The organism is Vibrio orientalis CIP 102891 = ATCC 33934 (assembly GCF_000176235.1).
Classification (GTDB): domain Bacteria; phylum Pseudomonadota; class Gammaproteobacteria; order Enterobacterales; family Vibrionaceae; genus Vibrio; species Vibrio orientalis.
On the sequence record NZ_ACZV01000003.1, the window covers coordinates 275,375 to 299,928 of the forward strand.

Consider the following 24,554-nt stretch of genomic DNA (forward strand, 5'->3'; position numbering starts at 1 on the left):
AGGAACGAGTAAGGAGTCTCTAAATACAAGAGATTCCGGACATTTCGTTCCTCAATTCCGGAATGACATTTCTCATTCTTTTCGATCAATCCAAGCCAATATCTTCAATTCGTTTGGCGATTAAGCGACTGCACTCTTCCTTTACGATTCCGCGTAACCACTCCTGAGCAGGTGAATGTTCACAACGTGGATGCCAGATCATCGAGTAATCAAACGGAGTAAACTGGAACGGTAAAGGCTTAATCACCAAGTCATATCGCTCAGCCACTAAATAGGCGAGATCAGCTGGCACAGTAATAATGATTGGCATGGTATCGACGATCGCTAGCGCCGCTTCAAGGTGATAAGCACGTAGCACCATCTTACGTTTTGGTTGATCGACCAACGCCCCTTCTATCAGAGCCTTAACGCCATCACTAATGGCAATCATCGCATGAGGGTAAGTGAGATAGTCCGACAGACTCATCTCTTGATCCGCTAACGGATGCTGTTTAGAGAGCAAACAGAGTACCCCTACTCGACCTAAAATCTCACTTCGCAACGGTTCCACAGGGCCAATCGGTCGGCAAATCGCTAAATCAGCGCCCTTAGCGGTAAGCTGATCGGCTAATCGGTCGTGCTGCAGTGGCAAAAAATTGAACGATACATTAGGCGCTTCTTGATAGATACGTGGCAGCGCAAACGGCAAGATGGTTTGCATCGCGTAATCTGTCGTCGCAATGGTGAAGGTTTGGTCACAGCTTTGCGGCTCAAACTCGATTGGCGACAAGAGCTGACGTAGTGACTCTAGAGGCTCACCCAAACAGCGATCAATCTCTAACGCTTTTTCAGTCGGAATTAGGTGTTGTCCTTGACGAGTAAACAAGGGATCGCCAAGCATCTCTCGTAATCGACCTAGCACTCGACTCATCGCAGATTGACTGAGGTTCAAACGATGGGCTGCTTTACTCACACTGCACTCTTCAATCAATACACGCAGTGCCACCAGCAAGTTCAGATCTCGACGATAAATCTCTTCTAATTCCACGTTGAACCATTAATTTCTATAAGGGATTAACTTGATTGTACCTTTTTCAGGCAAAAAAAATCCCGCTTTTCAGCGGGGAAGCCCAAGAAAACTGGGGATAGTGTCGGAATGTAGTTGAGCGTAGTGGTAAAGCAGATAACAGTTGGAAGTGCTATTATCCGTTCTCTTGTTCTTCAGATGCACTCGGCCAGCGATGCATCTCAAGCCAAATCCCTACAACCGTCGCGCCCATACCAAGCAATGGCATAAACGAAGACGATTCTGATGGCGAACGTAAAACAAGGGCGCAAAAAGAAATAAAACACAGCACGGAGTAGATTGTTAAACGATCTAGAGCTGTCAACATACTTGCTTCCCTTGTTAATTGTTACCAACTTGTTAACTAAGTTAAAACAAATTGTTCACTTTGCCAAGGGGTTATTGAATATTTTTTCTTCACTAGTATTATCTAGGCCAAATTGAGCAACCAAAGATACGACCATGACATTCAATCCACAGCAGGCAGACAAAACCCTAGAGGCAGAAGGATTACGCTGCCCAGAGCCAGTTATGATGGTCAGGAAGACAATTCGAAATATGCAGGAAGGTGAAGTGCTGCTTGTCAAAGCCGACGATCCATCGACGACACGCGACATTCCTAGTTTTTGCCGCTTTATGGATCATCAACTGATAGATTCTCAAACTGAAGAGCTACCTTTTCAGTACCTCATTAAGAAAGGCATGGAGTAATCTCTGTCTCAGAAAACAAAACGGCAGCCAGATGGCTGCCGTTTTTTATTCATCATATTCGAGGGTGCGGACTTCGCTTTGCAGTTTATTGAGCTGTTTTCTCATCGTGCGCATCTCCTCATGCATAGGAATGATGTGCGCAACGCGGATCCAAGCTTCGACCGTCAATCCAGTTAAAATAAACGACCCTGCGACTATCGGTAGCCACATATCCGTTAACACCATGGCTAATAAACACAGTGCCAAGCCGAAGGTGAACAAATAACTCTGACTCTTAGGGGTCATCCCCATATAACGTGTAAGCATAACCTTGCCCTCTCGCTATCATCCACAAGGTTAAATTACCATGACAACTATGACACTAATATGTCAGTGATCACGTATCAGATCGATTTTGAATCAAAGTTTGATCTAACGCTATTTCATCAATAGTTATTGATATTTACCACCATAATCGCAGCTTTTGACTACAGCACCGCAGCACCAATCGCTAGAGCGACAAATAGTAGAGCGGTGACTTTGCGAATTAAGGCGAGCGGCATTTTATCTGCTGAAAGTTTGCCGATTAGCACGACAGGGACATTCGCTAAGAGCATACCAATCGTCGTGCCCAGAATAACCCAAGTTAATGCATCAGCATGCTGCGCACCTAATATCGATGTCGCAATTTGAGTCTTATCACCAATCTCAGCAACAAAGAACGCAATGAAGCTAGCGACAAATGGACCACGATTGGAGATCTGCTCATCATCATCCAACTTATCAGGAATTAACACCCAAGCTGCCATCGCAATAAAACTGACCACCAACACCCATCTTAAGGTTTCAGGCGTTAAGTAATCAGCAACAACCACACCTAACCACGCAGCTAGGGCATGATTAGCGATAGTGGCAAAAAAAATGGCGGCAATAATAGGGATTGGTTTACGGTATCGACTGGCTAGCAGTAATGACAACAACTGAGTTTTATCACCGATCTCCGCCAGTGCGACGGTGGTGATTGAGATAGCTAAAACGCTCACGACATGCTCTTCATGGGGCGGGAATATTATATTTAACCAAAGACAAACCTCATGCCCCACCCCGGTTCATGATGATTTGTCTAAGGTCTTGCTAAACCACATCGGCATGTTGTTATTGTGCGCCGATATTGGGTCTCGAATGCCATGATGATTTTGCATCAATTATGTTGACAGACGAACCTATCACTCCAGTGTTGGTGATTAGGTAAGCTACTCCCCAAAGACGGCGTGATTCTATCGGGCTAACCGAGGATTCTCAACCTTCAAACTGCAAATAAACTCCCTTTTAAGAGAATTTGGTTAGATAGGTCGGAAAAAATCCACTAAAGGAGATTTTCGACTACCAATTAATCAAGATTAGCGCTACTCCGCAAGGAAATATCTCGGTATACTTGATTGTTATTTTTCTCTGTTTTAGACAGACCTTTTACTCAAAGAATCGCGCGAATTACTATGCAAAAATACGATATCAAAACCTTCCAGGGAATGATCCTCGCGCTGCAGGATTACTGGGCACAAAACGGTTGTACTATTGTTCAACCTCTAGATATGGAAGTAGGTGCGGGCACCTCTCACCCAATGACATGTCTACGTGCACTTGGCCCAGAGCCAATGTCGACAGCTTACGTTCAACCTTCACGTCGTCCTACCGATGGTCGTTACGGTGAAAACCCGAACCGTCTGCAGCACTATTATCAATTCCAAGTAGCTCTAAAACCTTCTCCAGATAATATTCAGGAGTTGTACCTAGGCTCACTTGAAGTTCTTGGTATCGACCCACTAGTTCACGATATTCGTTTCGTAGAAGACAACTGGGAAAACCCAACGCTAGGCGCATGGGGTCTTGGCTGGGAAGTATGGCTAAACGGTATGGAAGTGACTCAGTTCACTTACTTCCAGCAAGTTGGCGGCCTTGAGTGTAAGCCAGTAACCGGTGAGATCACTTACGGTATCGAACGTCTAGCGATGTACATCCAAGAAGTAGACTCTGTTTACGATCTTGTCTGGAACGTAGCACCAGACGGCAGCAACGTGACTTACGGTGATATCTTCCACCAAAACGAAGTTGAGCAATCAACCTACAACTTCGAGCACGCTGACGTAGATTTCCTATTCACTTTCTTCGACCAGTGCGAGAAAGAGTGTAAAGAGCTACTTGAGCTAGAAAAGCCGCTACCGCTTCCAGCTTACGAGCGCATTTTAAAAGCAGGCCACGCATTCAACATCCTTGATGCGCGCAAAGCTATCTCTGTAACAGAACGCCAACGTTACATCCTTCGTATCCGCAACCTGACTAAATCAGTTGCTGAAGCGTACTACGCGTCACGTGAAGCTCTTGGCTTCCCTATGTGTAAGAAGAGCGAGGAGAAGTAATCATGGCTAAAGAATTTCTAATTGAACTGGGTACTGAAGAGCTACCACCAACGCAACTTCGCACTCTAGCGGAAGCGTTCGCAGCAAACTTCGAAGTTGAGCTAAAAGGCGCAGACCTAGCACACCAAGGTGTGAAATGGTACGCCGCTCCTCGTCGTCTAGCACTTAAGGTTTCAGCTCTAGCTGAAGGCCAAGCTGACAAAGTGGTTGAGAAGCGTGGTCCTGCAGTTTCTGTGGCATTCGATGCTGACGGCATTGCGACTAAAGCGGCACAAGGCTGGGCACGTGGTAACGGCATCACGGTTGAACAAGCAGACCGCCTTAAAACAGACAAAGGCGAATGGCTTCTTTTCAAACAAGAAGTAAAAGGCCAAGCAACATCTGAAATCGTTGTTGAACTAGCAGCAAAAGCACTGGGTAACCTACCGATCGCTAAGCCAATGCGTTGGGGTAACAAGACAACTCAGTTTATCCGCCCGGTAAAAACGCTAACTATGCTGATGGGCTCTGACCTTATCGAAGGTGAGATCTTAGGCGTAGCATCAGACCGCACTATCCGTGGTCACCGCTTCATGGGTGAGCAAGAGTTCACTATCGAGTCTGCAGAGCAATACCCAGCGATCCTAGAAGAGCGCGGTAAAGTCATGGCCGATTACGAAGCGCGTAAAGCGATCATCCTTGCTGACTCGCAAAAAGCAGCAGCAGCGGTTGGTGGTACAGCGGATCTAGAAGATGACCTAGTAGAAGAAGTAACTTCTCTGGTTGAGTGGCCAGTCGTTCTTACTGCGAAGTTCGAAGAAGAGTTCCTAAAAGTCCCTTCTGAAGCTTTGGTTTACACCATGAAAGGTGACCAAAAGTACTTCCCTGTTTACGATGACAACAACAAGCTACTGCCTAACTTCATCTTCGTTTCAAACATCGAATCAAAAGAGCCTCGCTACGTAATCGAAGGTAACGAAAAGGTTGTACGTCCACGTCTAGCGGATGCAGAGTTCTTCTTCAACACTGACCGTAAGCGTCCGCTTATCGACCGTCTACCTGAGCTAGAGCAAGCTATCTTCCAGAAACAGCTTGGTACTATCAAAGATAAGACAGACCGTATTACTGAGCTTGCTGGCTACATCGCTGAGCAGATCGATGCTGACGTTGAGAAATCTAAGCGTGCAGGTCTGCTAGCGAAGTGTGACCTAATGACCTCTATGGTATTCGAATTTACCGATACTCAGGGTGTTATGGGCATGCACTACGCGACTCACGACGGTGAAGACGAGCAAGTTGCACTAGCTCTTTACGAGCAGTACATGCCTCGTTTTGCTGGTGACGAGCTACCAAGCACAGGTATTTCTTCTGCAGTTGCAATGGCAGACAAGCTAGACACTATCGTAGGTATCTTCGGTATTGGCCAAGCTCCAAAAGGTTCTGACCCATTTGCACTTCGTCGTGCATCGCTAGGTGTGCTACGTATTATCGTAGAAAACGGCTACAATCTAGATCTAACGGACCTAATCGCGAAAGCGAAGTCTCTATTTGGCGACCGTCTAACTAACGATAACGTTGAAACTGATGTTATCGAGTTTATGCTTGGTCGTTTCAATGCATGGTACAAAGACGAAGGCTTTAGCGTGGATATCATCCAAGCGGTACTGGCTAACCGTCCAACTAAACCAGCAGACTTCGATCAGCGCGTAAAAGCGGTATCTCACTTCCGCGAGCTAGAAGCCGCTGAAGCACTAGCTGCTGCGAACAAGCGTGTAGGTAACATCCTAGCGAAATTCGACGGTGAACTCGCTGCTGAGATCGACCTAGCACTTCTACAAGAAGACGCAGAGAAAGCACTAGCAGAAAGCGTTGAAGTGATGACAGAAGCGCTAGAGCCAGCGTTCGCTACAGGTAACTACCAAGAAGCGCTAAGCAAGCTAGCAGGCCTACGTGAGCCTGTTGATGCCTTCTTCGATAACGTAATGGTCATGGCAGACGACGAAGCTCTGAAAAAGAACCGTCTAACGCTACTGAACAACCTACGTAACTTGTTCCTACAAATTGCAGATATTTCTCTACTACAGAAATAATCATCGCTATTAGGTATCAGTAAAAGGGAAGCATTGAGCTTCCCTTTTTTATTTGCGATTAAGGCTAAAAATGCGTTTTGTGAACTCGATAAAATTGTGTAGGGATAAATTCGTCCACCAGTAGGATCATCACTCGGACTGTAGTGACGCTGTTTTGTTATAAACAGCGTAAATATTCGGGAAGGATTCTATGAAAAAGTCTATTTTAGCCCTATCAGCATCTCTTTTGGCCGCTTGCAGCCAAACGCCCAATAATGTCCTGACTCTGACCATTGGAGAAACGCAGGCCACCTTCGAGCAGCAGAATGGCTTACTTGTTGCTGAGCAAACACTGACCAAAGGCAGCTACTCGCTCTCTATTGCAGACCACCAGCAAAGTTGTGGCAGTCGCTACGCACTACAAGATGCCGCGCGCATCAAGTTCAATAAAGCACTCAAGCTTGATAACTGCTCGGATTCTGCCGCGATCCCGATGCGAGTATTCAGCGCCAATACCTACCAGTTTGTTCTCAATCCAGAATCTAACGAGCTTACCGTAACAATAAAGCCAAAAGAGAACGCTATTGCTCGCTATCAATGTCCAGTCGCCAGTGATCACCCTACCACCATTGATGTCTCCGCTACCTTCGCCAATGGCAGCACCATTCGCGATGCTTTAACAGGTCAGCAAGCTACCGTTAGTAACGGCAAAGTGAGATTACAAGCGGGTGCAATGAGCCAAGGCGTGATGTTACTTGAGCAAGTAGAGTCACCACAAATAGCCGCGTTTAGTTGGGATAACGCCACGGTCTACTTTGTTATGACGGATCGTTTTTACAATGGCAATCCAAACAATGACCATAGCTATGGCCGCAGCAATGATGACGATAAAGAGATCGCCACCTTCCATGGCGGCGATCTGGCAGGGTTAACCGAAAAGTTAGATTATCTTGAGCAGTTAGGCGTCAATGCGCTGTGGATCACCTCACCCTTAGAACAAATTCATGGCTGGGTTGGCGGCGGTAGCAATGGCGATTTCAAACACTATGGTTACCACGGTTATTACCACCAAGATTGGACTGAGCTCGATGCCAATATGGGCACAGAGCAAGAGCTTAAAACCTTAATCGATACGGCTCACAGCAAAGGAATTCGCATCATCTGGGATGTCGTGCTCAACCATACGGGTTACGCAACATTAGCCGATATGCAGGAGTTTGATTTCGGCCAGTTGTATTTAGATGCTCAGGAAGCACAAGATATCCTCGGCGAACAGTGGACAGATTGGACACCAAAACAAGGCCAAAACTGGCACAGCTTTAATGACTATATTAACTATCGTGATGGGGAGGCGTGGCAAAAATGGTGGGGCAAAGATTGGCTTCGCACCGATATTGGTGATTATGACCAACCCGGCTATAACGACCGCACTATGTCATTGGCACATCTACCCGATATCAAAACAGAATCCGAGCGAGCCACTGGATTACCCAACTTCTATCGCAATAAATCGACTAACGCGCAGGATGTCAGCCAGACACCACAACAGCACTTAATTACTTGGCTATCTGATTGGGTAAGGGAATACGGTATTGATGGCTTTAGAGTCGATACCGCCAAGCATGTCGAGTTTGAAACTTGGCAACAGCTAAAGCTCGAATCGACAGCGGCGCTAGCGGAGTGGAAACAAAACAATCCAGACAAAGCGCTCGATGATCTACCATTCTGGATGACTGGTGAAGTATGGGCACACGGTGTGGTCAAGAGCCCGTATTTTGACCACGGTTTTGATTCGATCATCAACTTTGAGTTCCAAGGCGATGTCGCACCAAAAGCACTGAGCTGCTTTGCCGACCTCGATCGTGATTACCAGCGCTATGCCGAGCGCATCAATCAAGACAGCAGCTTTAACGTCTTAAGCTACTTGTCATCCCACGATACCTCGCTGTTTTGGGGTAGCCGCGCCAAAACCATTGAACAGCAAGTTCGCGCAGCCAATGCATTAATGCTGGCACCTGGCGCGATCCAGATCTATTACGGCGATGAGATCGCACGCGACTTTGGCCCGACAGGCTCCGATCCTCATCAAGGGACGCGTTCAGATATGCCATGGGATCAGATAACTGGTGAGCGCCAGCAATTGCTCGAACACTGGCAAAAGCTTGGACAGTTTAGACAGCGCCACCCCGCTATCGCTCAGGGCGAACACATTACCCGCCACCAGCAAGGCTACTACGCCTTTGAACGACGCTATCAAGATGACAAGGTGCTAGTGGTTTATACCGGCTCACAATAAGTACGCAGCTCGGTATTAACGCCCTTTTTCACAAAGCCAACATCACTATGTTGGCTTTTTTTCATTCAATACTAATTCTCGCTTTGCTCTATTTGCACATTAAGGTATGTTCAGGGATTACTCTATTGGTCAGCAACGCACTGACTGTTCTATACATAAAGCAATGACAATAATGAATTAGGTACAACAAGTAATGCAGTTCTCAAAATTTGGTGAAAAATTTAATCAGTATTCAGGCATCACCCAGTTAATGGATGATTTAAATGATGGTCTACGCACTCCTGGTGCCATCATGCTCGGCGGAGGCAATCCAGCCGCCATTCCAGCCATGCTCGACTACTTTCGCCAAGCCAGTGAGGATATGCTCGCCAGTGGAGAGCTCGTCTCCGCCATGGCCAACTATGATGGACCACAAGGCAAAGATGCCTTTGTCAAAGCACTCGCCAAGCTATTGAAAGAGACCTATGGCTGGGACATTTCAGAAAAGAACATCAGCTTAACCAACGGCAGCCAGAGTGGTTTTTTCTACCTATTTAATCTGCTTGCTGGTCAGCAACCTGATGGCTCACATAAAAAGATTCTACTGCCACTCGCCCCTGAATATATTGGCTACGGCGATGCAGGGATTGACGAAGATATCTTCGTCTCCTACCACCCAGAAATCGAGCTGCTTGATAACGGCCTATTTAAATACCACGTTGATTTTGAACAGCTTAAAGTCGATGACTCGGTTGCAGCGATTTGTGCCTCTCGCCCAACCAACCCAACCGGTAACGTGCTGACAGACGAAGAGATCCACAAGCTGGATAAGCTAGCGCGTGAAAACAATATTCCATTGATCATCGATAATGCCTACGGCCTGCCGTTCCCAAATATTATCTTTGAAGATGTGCAGCCGTTTTGGAATGAAAATACGATTCTATGCATGAGCCTATCTAAACTAGGTCTGCCAGGCGTGCGCTGCGGTATTGTGATTGCAAGCGAAGAGATCACTCAAGCGATGACCAATATGAACGGCATTATTAGCTTAGCCCCGGGCAGTCTTGGTCCAGCGCTAGCCAATCATATTATCGGTAAAGGCGATCTGTTAACGCTGAGCTCTGATGTGATCAAGCCGTTCTATCAGCAGAAGTCACTGCGCGCGGTAGAATTGCTGCAAAATGAAATCACCGATCCTCGCTTCCGTATTCATAAACCTGAAGGGGCGATTTTCTTATGGCTATGGTTTGACGAGCTGCCAATCACGACTATGGAGCTGTATGCTCGCTTGAAAGCGCGCGGGGTATTGATTGTGCCTGGTGAGTATTTCTTTATTGGCCAAGAAGACGATTGGGACCACGCTCATCAATGCCTACGTATGAACTACGTACAAGATGATGAGATGATGCAGAAAGGCATTAAGATTATTGCTGAGGAAGTCGAAAAGGCATACAGCGAAAGTAAGTAGAGATTCCCTACTCGGTCGTTCCTCCCTCTATGGAATGATACCGTAAATAGTCCAATAAAAAAGAGCACCTAGATGGTGCTCTTTCACTCTTCTTCCCGGACATACTCAGCTAGTTAAAGCTGATGGCATTTAGCCCTCAATCAAATTCTTGCCATTAATCGCAATTTTACGTGGTTGCATTGCTTCTGGGATTTCGCGCTCTAGGTCAATATGTAGTAGACCGTTTTCCATGCTTGCGCCCACCACTTTTACGTAGTCTGCTAGCTGGAATTTACGTTCGAAATCACGCTCTGCGATACCTTGGTATACGTAGGTCTTTTCCGCTTCTGTTTTACGCTCACCCTTAACAATCAACGTGTTCTCTTTTTGAGTCAGATCGAGTTGGTCTTCAGCAAAGCCAGCAACTGCCATCGTAATACGGTAGTTGTTCTCATCTTTTTGCTCGATGTTGTACGGAGGGTAACCGCCAGAAGTGTTCTTCGAGGTGTTTGCTTCCATCATGTTAAATAGACGATCGAAGCCAATTGCGTTGCGGTAAAGTGGAGTGAAATCTACAGTTCTCATAATGCTATCCTTTTAGTAAGCAATAGTCTTAGTCGTGAGTTTGTGCGGATCGATGCTGTGATCGAGCCTTGCCGACTAAGGGATTTATCCGCTACTCCTCGGGCTCTGTTAGCGCTGGGACGTAGTAATAAATCGATTCAATTGTGTGCCTCTAAAGTCATCCTCTGTTGAGCGATACCTTGTCAGCGAGTCCAGAGGTCTGTTTCTTCTCTCTTGAGCAAGACAGCGTTCCTCTTCACAAATAGATATGTGGTTGGGACAAATTAGTTTCAAGGGATTATCTTTAAATATTTTCCCAAACCAATATTTTTCAATATCTTACAGACATAAAAAAGCACCATCCAAAGGACAGTGCTTTTAATAGTGTAGGATTCTTTATTACTAAAGAAATCTATACATCCAAGTTAGCAACCTTCAATGCGTTTTCCTCGATGAAGTTACGACGAGGTTCAACTTGGTCACCCATTAGAGTCGTGAACAGCTGGTCAGCACCGACTGCATCTTCGATCGTTACTTGCATCATGCGGCGCGTTTCTGGATCCATCGTCGTTTCCCAAAGCTGATCTGGGTTCATCTCACCTAGACCTTTGTAACGCTGTAGGCTTAGACCACGACGTGACTCTTTAATTAGCCACTCTAGTGCTTCAACAAATCTTGAAACAGGCTGAGTACGCTCACCACGCTTGATGTAAGCACCGTCTTCAATCAGACCTTCTAGCGCTTCAGAAAGAGAAGCTAGCTTGCCGTATTCTTTCGAGTTGATTAGGTCGATGCTCAGCACGTGCTCATGAGTCACACCGTGAGTACGAACGACAATCTTAGGTAGGCTTAGACCTAGCTCAGCGTGTTGTTCTACTTCGAAGCTGTATTGGCTTGCACCGACTTCTTTAGCATTTAATTGCTCTACAAGCTGCTTAGTCCAAGCATCCACTAGTGATGCATCGTGGCACTGCTCGGCAGTTAGACGTGGCGTGTAAATTAGTTCATGAACTAATGCACGTGGGTAACGGCGGCTCATACGATCCACTAGCTTGATACCCGCATTGTATTGCTGAACTAGCTTCTCTAGAGCTTCACCTGATAGCGCTGGCGCTTCTGGGTTTACGTGTAGAGCGGCATTATCTAGAGCTAGAGCCACTTGGTACTGGTTCATTGCATCTTCATCTTTGATGTACTGCTCTTGTTTACCTTTCTTCACTTTGTAAAGTGGTGGCTGAGCAATGTACACGTAGCCACGCTCAATAAGCTCTGGCATTTGACGGTAGAAGAAGGTCAATAGTAGCGTACGGATGTGCGAACCATCGACGTCGGCATCGGTCATGATGATGATGTTGTGGTAACGCAGTTTGTCTGGGTTGTACTCGTCACGACCGATACCACAGCCAAGTGCTGTGATAAGCGTTGCAACTTCCTGAGAAGAAAGCATTTTGTCGAAACGTGCTTTTTCAACGTTAAGAATCTTACCTTTTAGCGGTAGGATTGCTTGGTTCTTACGGTTACGGCCTTGTTTTGCGGAGCCGCCTGCCGAATCACCCTCCACTATGTATAGTTCAGAGAGTGCTGGATCTTTTTCCTGACAGTCAGCAAGTTTACCTGGTAGACCAGCTAAATCTAGCGCGCCTTTACGACGAGTCATTTCACGAGCTTTACGCGCTGCTTCACGAGCACGTGCTGCGTCGATAATCTTAGAACAAACCATCTTCGCTTCTGTCGGGTTTTCAACTAGGAACTCAGACAGTTTCTCACCCATTGCCGATTCAACCGCTGATTTCACTTCTGAAGAAACCAACTTGTCTTTAGTTTGGCTTGAGAACTTAGGATCTGGCACTTTTACCGAAACAACAGCCGTTAGACCTTCACGCGCATCATCACCGGATGTCGCGGTCTTCGCTTTCTTCGAGAAACCTTCTTTGTCCATGAAGGTATTAAGTGTACGAGTCAGAGCCGCACGGAAACCCGCTAAGTGAGTACCACCATCGCGTTGAGGGATGTTGTTGGTGAAACAGTAGATGTTTTCTTGGAAGCCGTCGTTCCACTGCATCGCGACTTCAACCGAGATGCCATCTTCACGTTCGAAGTCGAAGTGGAAGATTTTCTCAATGATAGGTGTTTTGTTGGTGTTTAGGTGGTCAACGAACGCTTGAATACCACCTTCAAACATGAAGTGGTCGCTCTTGTCTTCTTCACGCTCATCTTTCAGCATGATAGAAACACCAGAGTTTAGGAATGATAGCTCACGTAGACGTTTTGCTAGGATATCGTAGTGGAACTCAGTATTTGTGAAAGTTTCACCACTTGGCCAGAAACGGATTTGCGTACCGGTTTTATCAGTATCGCCAACCACAGCTAGCGGCGCTTGAGGCTCACCATGATGGTATGTTTGAGTGTGTGTATGACCACCACGATGGATGGTTAGCGTCACTTTTTCTGATAGCGCGTTTACTACCGAAACACCTACACCGTGCAGACCACCTGATACTTTGTATGAGTTGTCATCGAACTTACCACCAGCGTGAAGTACCGTCATGATAACTTCTGCTGCAGATACTTTCTCTTCTGGGTGCATTTCCGTTGGGATACCACGGCCGTCATCGCTCACAGAAACTGAGTTGTCCTCATGAATTGTCACAATGATGTCTTTACAGTGACCTGCCAACGCTTCATCAATTGAGTTATCCACCACCTCAAAAACCATGTGGTGCAGACCGGTACCATCATCCGTGTCGCCGATGTACATACCAGGACGCTTACGTACCGCGTCCAGACCTTTTAGTACTTTAATACTCGATGAATCGTAATTTTCAGACATGAGTTATCTTCCGCTATATATTTTGCTCTATTGTGCCATGTTCCACATGGAACATCCTGCCATTTTCATCTCGCATATCTGCAATCTGACTGTCAGTAATAGAACTTACAAAAACTTGAGCCCCCGTCTCTTTCAAGCAGTCCGCTAGACGCTTGCGACGTTGACTGTCTAATTCAGATGCAAAGTCATCAATTAAGTAGATACATTGCTTGCCAGTCATCTCCGTGAGATGTTGCCCTTGTGCGACACGCAGTGCACACACCATCAGCTTTAACTGACCTCGTGACAACACGTCTTCAACAGGCGTGCCATTCACTTTTATGCGCAGATCAGCTTTATTAGGCCCACTAAAGGTGTAACCAAGCGCCTGATCACGCTCAAAATTCTTTTCTAGTATTTCTTGATATGGGGTTTCTTTGTCCCAACCACGATAATACTTCAATTGGATATCAAATTCTGGCAAAAACTCTTGGCAGATCTGCTCCGCTTTAAGTTTCATCTGCTCGACGTAGGTAGCACGCCACTGACTGATGTTTTCCGCCAATCTTGCCATCTCCTGATCCCAGTAACTGAGCTCTCGATAGCTGGTGGCGGTTTTCAATAAGGCATTACGTTGCTTGTTGAGGCGTTTAAATCGCCCCCATGCATCATAAAAAGCAGACTCGGTGTGAAACACTCCCCAATCAATAAATGAACGACGATGTTTCGGTCCGTCCGTTAGTAGATCAAACCCTTCCGGATGAATCAACTGCAAAGGTAAGACTTGGGCGAGTTGTGCCAACTTTTGTCCAGATTGACCGCCTATTTTAACCTCTGTTGAGCCGTCACGCTGCTTATTAATGCCAATTGGTAGCTCAAATTGATCCGAGTTCAAAAAACGACCATGAACAAACAGCTCATTGCACTCATTTTGAATCACTCTGCCGGTCAGTGAGCTTTTAAACGATCGACCATGACCAAGCAGGTAGATGGCTTCTAAGACACTGGTTTTGCCACTGCCGTTAGGTCCAATAAGAAAGTTAAAGCCTGCTGACAGGTTAATGTCACAGGCTTCAATGTTTCTAAACTGTTTTATGATAAGACGAGAAAGCGGCATGCTAGAGTCGAATCGGCATTACCACGTACATGGCACTGTCGTCGGCGGCGTTCTCAATCAGAGCACTGGCATTGGCGTCCGACATGGAGATTCGAACGGTTTCACAGCGCAATGTATTGAGCACATCCAATACGTAGCTGACGTTGAAACCAATCTCAATTGGCTCACCTTCAAAGCTAACGTCAAGCATCTCTTCCGCTTCTTCTTGCTCTGGGTTATTAGCGGTAATACGCATTTCGGTATCCGCTAGATTCACGCGTACACCACGGAATTTCTCGTTCGACAAGATAGCCGCACGTGAGAAAGCTTGGCGCAGTTCATCACAGCCGGTTTCTAGCGTTTTACTGGTGCTTTGTGGCATTACGCGGCGGTAGTCAGGGAAACGACCATCCACCAGTTTAGAAGTAAACACATAGTTATTTACTTCAGCACGTACATTTGAACTACCAATTTGTAGCACCACTGGCTGCTCTGGCGCATCCAATAGCTTAACCAGCTCAAGGACACCTTTACGCGGCACAATGATTTGCTTTTGCGCAAAGTCCGCACCCAGTTGCGTTTGAGATACCGCCATACGGTGACCGTCGGTAGCCACACTGCGCAATGTCGTGCCTTCGATTTCAAATAACATACCGTTGAGGTAATAACGTACGTCTTGGTTTGCCATCGAAAATTGTGTTTTTTCAACTAAGCCACGTAGCTCAGCTTGAGTCAACGAGACTTCAACTTCACTCTGCCAATCTTCAATATTTGGAAAATCATTAGCAGGCAATGTAGATAGCGAGAAACGGCTACGGCCAGAACGTACTTGCACGCGATCACCTTCCAAAACGAAAGTAATCACAGAGTCGTCAGGTAAGCCGCGACAAATATCGAGAAACTTACGTGAAGGGACAGTAATGCTGCCAGCTTCAAATTCGCCTTCCAAAGTGACACGACTAATCAGCTCAACTTCTAAGTCTGTTGCCGTCATCGATAGCACGTTGTCTTCTACTTTTAGTAATAGGTTGCCTAGAATTGGCAAAGTAGGACGACCACCTAGTGCACCTGACACTTGTTGAAGTGGTTTAAGCAGGTGGCTACGCTCAATGGAAAATTTCATAGGATGCTCTTATCCGAATTCGTTATTGTTGCTCGGTGCTTAGAATACTGTGAATCAAGCAATAGTGCGAATTAAGAAGAAAGGGTACGAATCAGGTTCGAGTAATCTTCTTTAATATCGTGGCTCTCTTCACGCAGCTGTTCAATCTTACGGCAGGCGTGTAAAACCGTCGTATGGTCACGACCACCGAATGCATCACCAATTTCAGGTAAGCTGTGGTTGGTTAGCTCTTTGGCTAATGCCATCGCAAGCTGACGCGGACGCGCAACTGAACGTGAACGGCGTTTAGACAGTAAATCAGCAACTTTAATCTTGTAGTATTCAGCGACTGTCTTTTGAATATTGTCGATGGTGACTAACTTCTCTTGGAGAGCAAGCAGATCGCGCAGCGCTTCACGAACAAAATCAATCGTGATTGGGCGACCAGTAAAGTTCGCATTGGCAATAACGCGGTTTAGTGCCCCCTCTAGCTCACGAACATTTGAGCGTAGGCGCTTAGCAATAAAGAATGCCACTTCATCAGCTAAGTGAATCTGATGGTCTTCGGCTTTTTTCATCAAGATCGCAACACGCGTTTCAAGCTCTGGTGGCTCGATTGCAACCGTTAGACCCCAACCAAAACGAGATTTAAGACGATCTTCTACCCCATTGATCTCTTTTGGATAGCGATCCGAGGTTAGGATGATCTGTTGATTACCTTCAAGCAAAGCGTTGAACGTATGGAAGAATTCTTCCTGTGAACGCTCTTTGTTAGCAAAGAATTGAATGTCATCGATAAGCAATGCATCAACACTGCGGTAGTAGCGCTTAAACTCTTCAATCGCGTTATTTTGCAGTGCTTTAACCATGTCTTGCACAAAGCGCTCAGAGTGCATGTAAACCACTTTTGCATTTGGCTTATTGTCCACAATGGCATTACCAACTGCATGCAGAAGGTGCGTTTTACCTAGGCCAGTGCCACCGTATAGAAACAGGGGATTATAAGCAGAGCCTGGATTATCAGAGACTTGACGTGCCGCAGCCAAACCCAATTGGTTTGACTTACCTTCAACGAAGTTAGTGAATTTGTGTTTCGGGTTTACATTCGAGCGATGATTGATGTCAGCAATCGCTTGCGCATCATCATCCCAAGTTTTATGGACAGGTTTACGCGCTTGCAACTGCGCAGGTGCTGAAGACTCAGCAGCCACATCAGCAGGTGTACGTTTCGGAGCCGGCTTTGGCGCCACAACAGGGCGACTGCCGACCTCAAAACGCAAGCTCGGTACGTCATTACCACAGTACTCCTGTAGTAGACGATTAATGCTATTTAGGTACTTATCGCGAACCCAGTCCAAAACAAAACGGTTTGGGGCAAATAAAGTGAGCGTATTGTCATTGAGCTCTGCTTGTAACGGACGAACCCACATGCTGAATTCCGTTGCTGGTAGCTCTTCTTGAAGCTGTTGCAAACATTGCAACCAAAGCGAAGATGACACGGTGCCCCCACTCGAAGTAATTGATCTGAAAAGATTGGCAATTTTACCTGTTGATAACCAAGATCGCCAGCAAATGATCGACGATCCAGTGAATAAGATCCAAGTTATTCACAATATTTACGACATTATTCGGTGGATCCCCACATCCTACCCCATTTTTACTCACACTTTGATCCACAAAACGGCCAAATCCTGCAGATCTTTCATCTGGTGATAACTCTGTGAATGAATATTTTTTCGCTGCCCTATTTCGTCTTTCTCGCGCTGAGCTCGTCTAACGTGCTGATAGCGATTATTTCTCCACCTTATTACTCTAGTGTCTAGGTTATTGCACTTGGTTATTTATCTAATTATGTAAATAGACAGTAGTATTTATCCCCATAATTATATGGAGTTGTACTATGAAAAACTGGATTAAGGCTGCAGTTGCAGCAATCGCGCTTTCTGCTGCTACTGTTCAAGCGGCAACAGAAGTGAAAGTCGGCATGTCTGGCCGCTACTTCCCTTTCACTTTCGTTCAACAAGATAAGCTGCAAGGCTTTGAAGTTGACCTATGGGATGAGATCGGCAAGCGCAATGACTACCAAGTAGAATACGTGACTGCAAACTTTTCTGGTTTATTTGGTCTGCTAGAGACTGGTCGTATTGATACCATTTCCAACCAAATCACCATGACGGATGCACGTAAGGCGAAGTACCTATTTGCTGACCCGTATGTCGTCGATGGCGCGCAAATCACGGTTCGTAAAGGCAATGACAGCATTCAAGGTGTTGAAGATCTCGTTGGTAAGACGGTTGCAGTAAACCTAGGCTCGAACTTCGAACAACTACTGCGTGACTACGATAAAGATGGCAAGATCAATATCAAAACTTACGACACTGGTATTGAGCACGACGTTGCACTCGGCCGCGCTGATGCATTCGTGATGGATCGTCTTTCGGCACTTGAGCTGATCAAGAAAACCGGTCTGCCACTACAGCTAGCAGGCCAACCTTTCGAAACGATTCAAAATGCATGGCCATTCGTTGATAACGATAATGGTAAAAAACTGCAAGCTGAAGTAAACCAAGCACTTGCTGCAATGCGCGCTGATGGTACGCTAGCAAAAATCTCTCAGAAGTGGTTTGGTGCTGATATCACTAAATAAGCTGAGATTCGATTTCTAGCCGCCGTTTATCTTTCGGCTAGCTTCTAACCCACTGCTTTCCTTCCTTTGCAGTGGGTTTTGCTTTTTTATTTTCATGATTTAATTTTGGGACACGTTATGGGATTCGATTTTAACTACATGCTGGATCTAATGCCGATACTACTCAAGTATCTTGGCACCACCATGGAAATGGCGACGTGGGGTTTATTCTTTTCGCTGATTTTATCCGTCATTTTGGCGAACATCCGTGTTTTTCGCATCCCAGTCCTCGATCAGCTTAGTCAGCTATACATCAGCTTTTTCCGTGGAACACCACTGCTAGTTCAACTGTTCCTGCTTTATTATGGCTTACCGCAAATCTTCCCATTTTTAGTCGGTCTGGATGCATTTGGCGCAGCGGTAATCGGTTTAACCCTTCACTTTGCCGCTTACATGGCAGAAAGTATTCGCGCCGCCATTATCGGTATTGATCGCAGCCAAATGGAAGCCAGCCTCTCGGTAGGTATGACCACACCTCAAGCAATGCGCCGAGTGATTTTGCCACAAGCCACCCGTGTCGCTTTGCCTTCTTTGATGAATTACTTCATCGATATGATCAAATCCACCTCTTTGGCTTTTACTTTAGGCGTTGCTGAGATCATGGCTAAAGCGCAAATGGAAGCTTCCTCAAGTTTTCGCTTCTTTGAAGCTTTCCTCGCCGTCGCTCTCATCTATTGGGGTGTCGTAGTAATCCTCACCCGCGTGCAAATTTGGGCAGAAGCAAAACTGAATAAGGCGTATGTACGATGATTAAGTTAAACAATATTCATAAGCGCTTTGGCGACACTGAAGTTCTTAAAGGGATCGATCTAGAAATTAATCAAGGTGAGATCATCGTTATCATTGGCTCCAGTGGCACAGGAAAATCGACCCTACTACGCACCGTCAACTTTCTCGAAAGTGCCGATAAAGGGGTAGTTACCATTGACGATGTCAGCGTCGATAGTGAAAAACACTCAAAGGCAGAAGTACTCGCCCTACGTCGTAAAACCGGTTTTGTGTTCCAGAATTACGCACTTTTTGCCCATATGACGGCAAGACAAAATATTGCAGAAGGTCTGATTACCGTGCGTGGATGGAAAAAATCGGACGCTTTAGCCCGCGCTCAAGAGATTCTTGATGACATTGGTTTGGGCGATAAAGGCGAAAGTTATCCAGCGGCCTTGTCTGGTGGTCAGCAGCAACGTGTGGGTATCGGACGCGCTATGGCACTGCAACCAGAACTGCTGCTGTTTGATGAACCAACATCGGCACTCGATCCGGAATGGGTTGGAGAAGTTCTTAATTTAATGAAGGACTTAGCAACAAAACATCAGACCATGCTAGTGGTCACTCATGAAATGCAATTTGCTAGAGAGGTCGCCGATCGGGTGATCTTTATGGCTGAAGGCAATATTGTCGAGCAAGGTTCTCCACAGGATATCTTCGGTAATCCACAAGATCCTCGCTTACAAAAATTCCTTCGACAAGTTGGTGCTGAATAAAGATCGCATCAGAGGATCGTTTGATCCTTGAGATTTTGCTCACACTACGTATAATCGCTCGGCCGGAATTTAGCGCTTGCACAAAGATTGACACTTTGTGTGACTGTGATTACAATTCCGCCTCTTTGTTGAGAGGCGTCGGTTTTGTCCTCTTTATATATAAAGAAGACGTTACTACCCACGCCGGGTTAACATTGACCTAAAACTACTGATCAGTAAAGGTATTTATCATGAAACGCACTTTTCAACCTTCAGTTCTAAAGCGCAAGCGTACTCACGGTTTCCGTGCACGTATGGCTACTAAGAACGGTCGTGCAACAATCAATGCACGTCGCGCTAAAGGCCGTAAGCGTCTTTCTAAGTAATCTTCGATTATTTTGAATACGTACGCGTTCAATCGGGAGTTACGCTTGTTAACTCCCGAGCATTATCAAAATGTCTTCCAGCAAGCTCATCGAGCTGGCTCACCTCATTTCACCATCATTGCCCGTAAAAATAGCCTATCTCATCCTCGACTAGGTTTAGCCGTTCCTAAAAAGCAGATTAAAACCGCCGTTGGTCGCAATCGTTTTAAACGCCTTGCACGTGAAAGCTTTCGTAACAATCAACATCAACTTGCTCACAAAGATTATGTTGTTATTGCCAAGAAAACCGCGCAAGATTTAAGCAATGAAGAAATATTCAAATTGTTTGATAAATTATGGCAGCGCCTGTCTCGCCCTTCACGCGGGTAGCAATCGGCATAGTTCGATTTTACCAAGGCTTTATTAGTCCGATTCTTGGACCACGTTGTCGTTTTTCCCCAACTTGCTCTACTTATGCCTTAGAAGCGTTGAAAGCTCACGGTTTTGTAAAAGGGTGTTGGTTATCAAGCAAACGTCTATTAAAATGCAATCCTTTAAATAAGAAGGGTTGGACATACGATCCCGTACCACCAGTCCAACAACAAGACAGAGATAAATAACGATGGATTCTCAACGTAATATCCTGTTAATCGCGCTAGCACTGGTTTCTTTCCTATTGTTCCAGCAATGGCAAGTTGCAAAGAATCCAACGCCTCAGCCGGTTGAGCAGGCTCAATCAAGCAGTACTCTACCTGCCCCATCATTTGCCGATGAGCTAGACCCTGCGCCAGCGCAGCAACAAGCTTCAGCAAAAACAATTACCGTCACAACTGATGTATTGACTCTGTCGATTGATACGGTTGGTGGTGATGTCATTAATGCAGATCTAAACCAATACTCAAACGAGCTTGATTCAGAAGACCCATTTGTTCTCCTTAAGAACGAAGCGGGCCATCAGTTCATTGCTCAGAGTGGCCTTGTAGGTCCTCAAGGTATCGATCTAAGCAGCACAAACCGTCCAGCTTACTCAGTGAGTGCAGACAGCTTCACTCTTGCCGATGGCCAAGATGAACTGCGCATTCCGATGACGTTCACTGCAAACGGTCTGGAATACACTAAGACATTCGTAATGAAGCGCGGCAGCTACGCTATCGACGTTGAATACGACATCGTAAACAAATCTGGTAACAACGCGACATTTGGTATGTACGCTCACCTACGTCAAAGCTTACTTGACGCTGGTGGTAGCATCACAATGCCAACCTATCGCGGTGGTGCATACTCTACCGAAGATACTCGTTACAAAAAGTACAGCTTCGACGATATGCAAGATCGTAACCTGTCTCTAAACCTTGCCAATGGCCAAGGTTGGGCGGCGATGATCCAGCACTACTTTGCTTCTGCATGGATCCCACGCAATGAGCCTGGTGCAAACCTATACACTCGCGTGATCGGCAACCTTGGTGATATTGGTGTTCGTATGCCAAACAAAACCATTGCTGACGGCGACAGTGCAAATTTCCAAGCGACACTTTGGGTCGGTCCTAAACTGCAAGACCAAATGGCAGAAGTAGCACCAAACCTTGATCTCGTTGTGGATTACGGTTGGTTATGGTTTATTGCAAAACCACTGCACACATTACTGTCATTTATCCAAAGCTTTGTGGGTAACTGGGGTGTGGCAATCATCTGTTTGACCTTCATCGTACGTGGTGCAATGTACCCACTAACGAAAGCGCAATACACCTCTATGGCGAAAATGCGTATGCTGCAGCCAAAACTGCAAGCAATGCGTGAGCGTATCGGTGATGACCGTCAGCGTATGAGCCAAGAGATGATGGAACTGTACAAGAAAGAGAAAGTGAACCCACTGGGTGGCTGTCTTCCTCTTGTACTGCAGATGCCAATCTTCATCGCACTGTACTGGGCACTAATGGAGTCGGTTGAATTACGTCACTCACCATTCTTTGGTTGGATTCATGACCTTTCAGCGCAAGACCCTTACTACATCTTGCCACTACTGATGGGTGCTTCAATGTTCCTAATTCAGAAGATGAGCCCAACAACAGTAACGGATCCAATGCAGCAGAAGATCATGACCTTTATGCCGGTTATGTTTACCTTCTTCTTCCTGTTCTTCCCGTCAGGTCTGGTTCTATACTGGCTAGTATCGAACATCGTGACGCTTATCCAGCAAACGCTAATTTACAAAGCGCTGGAGAAGAAAGGCTTACACACTAAGTCATAGGTAAGCGGAAATATAAGAGAAAGGCGGCCTAAAGGTCGCCTTTTTTATTTGAGCTGATTACAATTCATCACATTACTTATTTGCCACGTTATGGCACCAAGAATAAACAGGCACAACTATGACAACTGATACCATTGTTGCACAGGCAACCGCCCCAGGACGTGGTGGCGTGGGCATTATCCGCGTATCTGGCCCGCTCGCCGCGAAAGTCGCACTTGAAGTGACAGGTAAAGAGCTACGCCCACGTTATGCAGAGTACCTGCCATTTACAGCGGAAGATGGCGCTCAACTCGACCAAGGTATCGCGCTCTACTTCCCTAACCCACACTCTTTTACCGGTGAAGATGTACTTGAGCTACAAGGTCATGGTGGTCCCGTTGTCATGGATATGCTGATTAAGCGTATCCTAAAAATTTCTGGTATTCGCACCGCACGCCCAGGTGAGTTTTCTGAGCGAGCATTCTTAAACGATAAGCTCGATCTAGCGCAAGCAGAGGCCATTGCTGACCTCATTGATGCTAGTTCAGAAGAGGCAGCAAAGTCAGCGCTACAATCGCTTCAAGGCGCCTTTTCTGGTCGAATCAATACCTTGGTCGAGTCACTGATTCATCTACGAATTTATGTCGAAGCCGCTATCGACTTTCCTGAAGAAGAAATCGACTTTCTCGCTGATGGTAAAGTTGCCGCAGACCTACAAACCATCATCGATAACTTAGCCGCCGTGCGCCAAGAAGCAAACCAAGGCGCGATTATGCGTGAAGGGATGAAGGTCGTCATCGCAGGCCGCCCAAATGCAGGTAAATCAAGCTTGCTGAACGCACTATCAGGTAAAGAGTCCGCGATTGTGACCGATATTGCCGGTACCACGCGCGATGTTTTGCGCGAACATATCCATATTGATGGCATGCCACTGCATATCATCGATACCGCAGGTCTACGCGACGCGTCAGATGAAGTTGAAAAAATTGGTATTGAACGAGCATGGGATGAAATCACGCAAGCTGATCGTGTCCTGTTTATGGTTGATGGCACCACCACAGATGCGACTGACCCGAAAGAGATCTGGCCAGATTTCGTTGATCGTCTACCTAACAACATTGGCATGACAGTGATCCGCAACAAAGCCGATCAAACAGGTGAAGATCTCGGCATTTGCCACGTCAACGATCCTACCCTAATTCGCCTTTCAGCTAAGACCGGTGAGGGCGTTGAAGCTCTAAGAACGCACCTAAAAGAGTGCATGGGCTTTGCTGGTGGTCATGAAGGTGGCTTTATGGCTCGTCGTCGCCATTTAGAAGCACTTGAAAGCGCATCAGATCATCTCGACATCGGTCAACAACAGCTTGAGGGCTACATGGCTGGCGAGATACTCGCCGAAGAGCTACGCATAGCGCAGCAGCACCTGAGTGAAATCACCGGCGAGTTCAGTTCAGATGATTTACTCGGCAGAATCTTTACCTCATTCTGCATTGGTAAATAACCTTAAACGCGGCCTTGTGGCCGCGTTTTTTTATTCGAAAAGGAATAGCAATGATCCACATTATTACCGGCAGTACGCTTGGTGGCGCTGAATATGTTGGCGATCACTTGAGTGACCTACTGATAGAGAAAGGCCTCGAAACAACCATTCACAATCAACCTAAGCTTGCTGATGTTGCGACACAAGGTATCTGGTTACTCATCACATCAACCCACGGCGCTGGTGAATACCCAGACAATATTCAACCATTTATTGAGGCCCTGAAAGCCACGCCACCAAAGATGAGTGATGTGAAATACGCAACCATCGCCATCGGGGATTCAAGTTACGATACCTTTTGCGCAGCCGGTTTACGCGCTCATGAGCTACTTACTGACATCGGCGCTACTGCACTAACAGACTGTCTTACCATCGATGTTCTTAACCATGACGTCCCTGAAGATGCCGCCGAAGAGTGGCTAAATGCGCACATTCACCTCTTTCACGCCTAATAGAAATGGCCGAACTCACGGCCATTTTCCTCTCTATCACTCCGATGTGAATAACTTTTCTCAATTCCCACTGAACTGTTTGCTCATTATTTAACCAAACGAGCTGTGGATAAACCATGATCTTTCCAGTGGTTAACCTATAGTTATCCCAATAACAACTTAGATCCTTTTTTACCCCTGTGTATAACTACCCATTTTGATCCCAGTTAATCCTCGTTCTGATCAAAACAAGATCACATGATATGATCCGCGTAAGATCCATGATCTTGTTGATCATTTTCCACTTATCCACAGAAACAGGTGATCTTAATAGTAGATCTAATAAAAG

General features: G+C 46.1%; 23 protein-coding genes. 14 read left to right on the plus strand and 9 right to left on the minus strand.

The window, feature by feature from the left end; all coding sequences use genetic code 11:
- Window positions 1-85: 85 nt before the first annotated feature.
- Together VIA_RS03390 and VIA_RS03395 are read right to left on the minus strand one after the other, a co-directional pair.
- Window positions 86-1,027, minus strand: a complete 942-nt coding sequence (locus VIA_RS03390; RefSeq protein ID WP_004411036.1) for a LysR family transcriptional regulator — start codon at window positions 1,025-1,027, stop codon at window positions 86-88.
- 154 nt (window positions 1,028-1,181) lie between these two features.
- Entirely contained in the window at window positions 1,182-1,373 is a 192-nt protein-coding gene (locus VIA_RS03395) for a hypothetical protein (protein ID WP_004411038.1), read from the minus strand.
- Between the two features lie 134 nt (window positions 1,374-1,507).
- Between VIA_RS03395 and tusA the strand changes: the two genes are divergently transcribed.
- A complete protein-coding gene (gene tusA, locus VIA_RS03400; RefSeq protein WP_004411039.1) occupies window positions 1,508-1,756 on the plus strand; it encodes a sulfurtransferase TusA in 249 nt (82 codons plus the stop codon).
- A 45-nt stretch (window positions 1,757-1,801) separates the two neighbouring features.
- Here the strand turns inward: tusA and VIA_RS03405 are convergent, their stop codons facing one another.
- Window positions 1,802-2,062 (minus strand): hypothetical protein, encoded by a 261-nt coding sequence (locus VIA_RS03405; RefSeq protein ID WP_004417254.1) that lies wholly within the window; start codon window positions 2,060-2,062, stop codon window positions 1,802-1,804.
- A 161-nt stretch (window positions 2,063-2,223) separates the two neighbouring features.
- Entirely contained in the window at window positions 2,224-2,778 is a 555-nt protein-coding gene (locus tag VIA_RS03410) for a TMEM165/GDT1 family protein (protein ID WP_004411043.1), read from the minus strand.
- A gap of 453 nt (window positions 2,779-3,231) precedes the next feature.
- Here VIA_RS03410 and glyQ point away from each other — a divergent pair, with 453 nt between their 5' ends.
- From glyQ to VIA_RS03430, 4 genes are all read left to right on the plus strand, one after another.
- Entirely contained in the window at window positions 3,232-4,152 is a 921-nt protein-coding gene (gene glyQ / locus VIA_RS03415) for a glycine--tRNA ligase subunit alpha (RefSeq protein WP_004411044.1), read from the plus strand.
- Window positions 4,153-4,154: 2 nt separating this feature from the next.
- The gene (gene glyS / locus VIA_RS03420; RefSeq protein WP_004411046.1) at window positions 4,155-6,221 is read left to right on the plus strand and encodes a glycine--tRNA ligase subunit beta; all 2,067 of its coding nucleotides are present in this window, start codon (window positions 4,155-4,157) and stop codon (window positions 6,219-6,221) included.
- 190 nt (window positions 6,222-6,411) lie between these two features.
- Complete coding sequence (locus tag VIA_RS03425; protein WP_004411047.1) at window positions 6,412-8,496, plus strand: alpha-amylase; 2,085 nt, start codon at window positions 6,412-6,414, stop codon at window positions 8,494-8,496.
- Window positions 8,497-8,689: 193 nt separating this feature from the next.
- Window positions 8,690-9,943 carry a valine--pyruvate transaminase gene (locus VIA_RS03430; protein WP_004411052.1) on the plus strand — a complete coding sequence of 418 codons (1,254 nt, stop codon included), beginning with the start codon at window positions 8,690-8,692 and terminating at the stop codon, window positions 9,941-9,943.
- Between the two features lie 129 nt (window positions 9,944-10,072).
- Here the strand turns inward: VIA_RS03430 and VIA_RS03435 are convergent, their stop codons facing one another.
- From VIA_RS03435 to dnaA, 5 genes are all read right to left on the minus strand, one after another.
- Window positions 10,073-10,507, minus strand: coding sequence for an Hsp20 family protein (locus VIA_RS03435; protein WP_004411053.1), 435 nt, complete (start codon window positions 10,505-10,507; stop codon window positions 10,073-10,075).
- A 391-nt stretch (window positions 10,508-10,898) separates the two neighbouring features.
- Complete coding sequence (gene gyrB / locus VIA_RS03440) at window positions 10,899-13,316, minus strand: DNA topoisomerase (ATP-hydrolyzing) subunit B (protein ID WP_004411055.1); 2,418 nt, start codon at window positions 13,314-13,316, stop codon at window positions 10,899-10,901.
- A 13-nt stretch (window positions 13,317-13,329) separates the two neighbouring features.
- Window positions 13,330-14,412, minus strand: a complete 1,083-nt coding sequence (gene recF, locus VIA_RS03445; protein ID WP_004411057.1) for a DNA replication/repair protein RecF — start codon at window positions 14,410-14,412, stop codon at window positions 13,330-13,332.
- A 1-nt stretch (window position 14,413) separates the two neighbouring features.
- Complete coding sequence (dnaN, locus tag VIA_RS03450; protein WP_004411058.1) at window positions 14,414-15,514, minus strand: DNA polymerase III subunit beta; 1,101 nt, start codon at window positions 15,512-15,514, stop codon at window positions 14,414-14,416.
- Between the two features lie 71 nt (window positions 15,515-15,585).
- The gene (gene dnaA / locus VIA_RS03455) at window positions 15,586-16,992 is read right to left on the minus strand and encodes a chromosomal replication initiator protein DnaA (protein ID WP_004417257.1); all 1,407 of its coding nucleotides are present in this window, start codon (window positions 16,990-16,992) and stop codon (window positions 15,586-15,588) included.
- A gap of 401 nt (window positions 16,993-17,393) precedes the next feature.
- Here dnaA and VIA_RS03460 point away from each other — a divergent pair, with 401 nt between their 5' ends.
- The 9 genes from VIA_RS03460 to mioC all read left to right on the plus strand — a co-directional run bounded on the left by VIA_RS03460 (window position 17,394) and on the right by mioC (window position 24,226).
- Entirely contained in the window at window positions 17,394-18,140 is a 747-nt protein-coding gene (locus VIA_RS03460; protein ID WP_004411061.1) for an amino acid ABC transporter substrate-binding protein, read from the plus strand.
- Between the two features lie 117 nt (window positions 18,141-18,257).
- Entirely contained in the window at window positions 18,258-18,929 is a 672-nt protein-coding gene (locus tag VIA_RS03465; protein ID WP_004411063.1) for an amino acid ABC transporter permease, read from the plus strand.
- The gene (locus VIA_RS03470) at window positions 18,926-19,663 is read left to right on the plus strand and encodes an amino acid ABC transporter ATP-binding protein (protein ID WP_004411064.1); all 738 of its coding nucleotides are present in this window, start codon (window positions 18,926-18,928) and stop codon (window positions 19,661-19,663) included. The genes VIA_RS03465 and VIA_RS03470 overlap by 4 nt, the downstream gene beginning before the upstream one ends.
- Window positions 19,664-19,893: 230 nt before the next feature.
- Window positions 19,894-20,028: a 50S ribosomal protein L34 gene (gene rpmH, locus VIA_RS03475; RefSeq protein ID WP_004411068.1), complete on the plus strand. Its 135-nt coding sequence runs from the start codon at window positions 19,894-19,896 to the stop codon at window positions 20,026-20,028.
- A 45-nt stretch (window positions 20,029-20,073) separates the two neighbouring features.
- Window positions 20,074-20,397 carry a ribonuclease P protein component gene (gene rnpA / locus VIA_RS03480; protein ID WP_004411073.1) on the plus strand — a complete coding sequence of 108 codons (324 nt, stop codon included), beginning with the start codon at window positions 20,074-20,076 and terminating at the stop codon, window positions 20,395-20,397.
- Window positions 20,364-20,627 (plus strand): membrane protein insertion efficiency factor YidD, encoded by a 264-nt coding sequence (yidD, locus tag VIA_RS21615; RefSeq protein ID WP_004417261.1) that lies wholly within the window; start codon window positions 20,364-20,366, stop codon window positions 20,625-20,627. The genes rnpA and yidD overlap by 34 nt, the downstream gene beginning before the upstream one ends.
- Window positions 20,628-20,629: 2 nt before the next feature.
- Window positions 20,630-22,255 (plus strand): membrane protein insertase YidC, encoded by a 1,626-nt coding sequence (yidC, locus tag VIA_RS03485; protein WP_004411075.1) that lies wholly within the window; start codon window positions 20,630-20,632, stop codon window positions 22,253-22,255.
- 118 nt (window positions 22,256-22,373) lie between these two features.
- Window positions 22,374-23,735 (plus strand): tRNA uridine-5-carboxymethylaminomethyl(34) synthesis GTPase MnmE, encoded by a 1,362-nt coding sequence (gene mnmE, locus VIA_RS03490; RefSeq protein WP_004411077.1) that lies wholly within the window; start codon window positions 22,374-22,376, stop codon window positions 23,733-23,735.
- Between the two features lie 50 nt (window positions 23,736-23,785).
- Window positions 23,786-24,226 (plus strand): FMN-binding protein MioC, encoded by a 441-nt coding sequence (mioC, locus tag VIA_RS03495; RefSeq protein ID WP_004411079.1) that lies wholly within the window; start codon window positions 23,786-23,788, stop codon window positions 24,224-24,226.
- Window positions 24,227-24,554: the final 328 nt, after the last annotated feature.

What these genes read in the sequence shown, in the direction of transcription:
- VIA_RS03395 (WP_004411038.1), bottom strand. Translation starts at nt 1,373, where the DNA reads ATGTTGACAGCTCTAGATCGTTTAACAATCTACTCCGTGCTGTGTTTT.
- tusA (WP_004411039.1), top strand. Translation starts at nt 1,508, where the DNA reads ATGACATTCAATCCACAGCAGGCAGACAAAACCCTAGAGGCAGAAGGA.
- VIA_RS03405 (WP_004417254.1), bottom strand. Translation starts at nt 2,062, where the DNA reads ATGCTTACACGTTATATGGGGATGACCCCTAAGAGTCAGAGTTATTTG.
- glyQ (WP_004411044.1), top strand. Translation starts at nt 3,232, where the DNA reads ATGCAAAAATACGATATCAAAACCTTCCAGGGAATGATCCTCGCGCTG.
- glyS (WP_004411046.1), top strand. Translation starts at nt 4,155, where the DNA reads ATGGCTAAAGAATTTCTAATTGAACTGGGTACTGAAGAGCTACCACCA.
- VIA_RS03425 (WP_004411047.1), top strand. Translation starts at nt 6,412, where the DNA reads ATGAAAAAGTCTATTTTAGCCCTATCAGCATCTCTTTTGGCCGCTTGC.
- VIA_RS03430 (WP_004411052.1), top strand. Translation starts at nt 8,690, where the DNA reads ATGCAGTTCTCAAAATTTGGTGAAAAATTTAATCAGTATTCAGGCATC.
- VIA_RS03435 (WP_004411053.1), bottom strand. Translation starts at nt 10,507, where the DNA reads ATGAGAACTGTAGATTTCACTCCACTTTACCGCAACGCAATTGGCTTC.
- gyrB (WP_004411055.1), bottom strand. Translation starts at nt 13,316, where the DNA reads ATGTCTGAAAATTACGATTCATCGAGTATTAAAGTACTAAAAGGTCTG.
- recF (WP_004411057.1), bottom strand. Translation starts at nt 14,412, where the DNA reads ATGCCGCTTTCTCGTCTTATCATAAAACAGTTTAGAAACATTGAAGCC.
- dnaN (WP_004411058.1), bottom strand. Translation starts at nt 15,514, where the DNA reads ATGAAATTTTCCATTGAGCGTAGCCACCTGCTTAAACCACTTCAACAA.
- VIA_RS03460 (WP_004411061.1), top strand. Translation starts at nt 17,394, where the DNA reads ATGAAAAACTGGATTAAGGCTGCAGTTGCAGCAATCGCGCTTTCTGCT.
- VIA_RS03465 (WP_004411063.1), top strand. Translation starts at nt 18,258, where the DNA reads ATGGGATTCGATTTTAACTACATGCTGGATCTAATGCCGATACTACTC.
- VIA_RS03470 (WP_004411064.1), top strand. Translation starts at nt 18,926, where the DNA reads ATGATTAAGTTAAACAATATTCATAAGCGCTTTGGCGACACTGAAGTT.
- rpmH (WP_004411068.1), top strand. Translation starts at nt 19,894, where the DNA reads ATGAAACGCACTTTTCAACCTTCAGTTCTAAAGCGCAAGCGTACTCAC.
- yidD (WP_004417261.1), top strand. Translation starts at nt 20,364, where the DNA reads ATGGCAGCGCCTGTCTCGCCCTTCACGCGGGTAGCAATCGGCATAGTT.
- yidC (WP_004411075.1), top strand. Translation starts at nt 20,630, where the DNA reads ATGGATTCTCAACGTAATATCCTGTTAATCGCGCTAGCACTGGTTTCT.
- mnmE (WP_004411077.1), top strand. Translation starts at nt 22,374, where the DNA reads ATGACAACTGATACCATTGTTGCACAGGCAACCGCCCCAGGACGTGGT.
- mioC (WP_004411079.1), top strand. Translation starts at nt 23,786, where the DNA reads ATGATCCACATTATTACCGGCAGTACGCTTGGTGGCGCTGAATATGTT.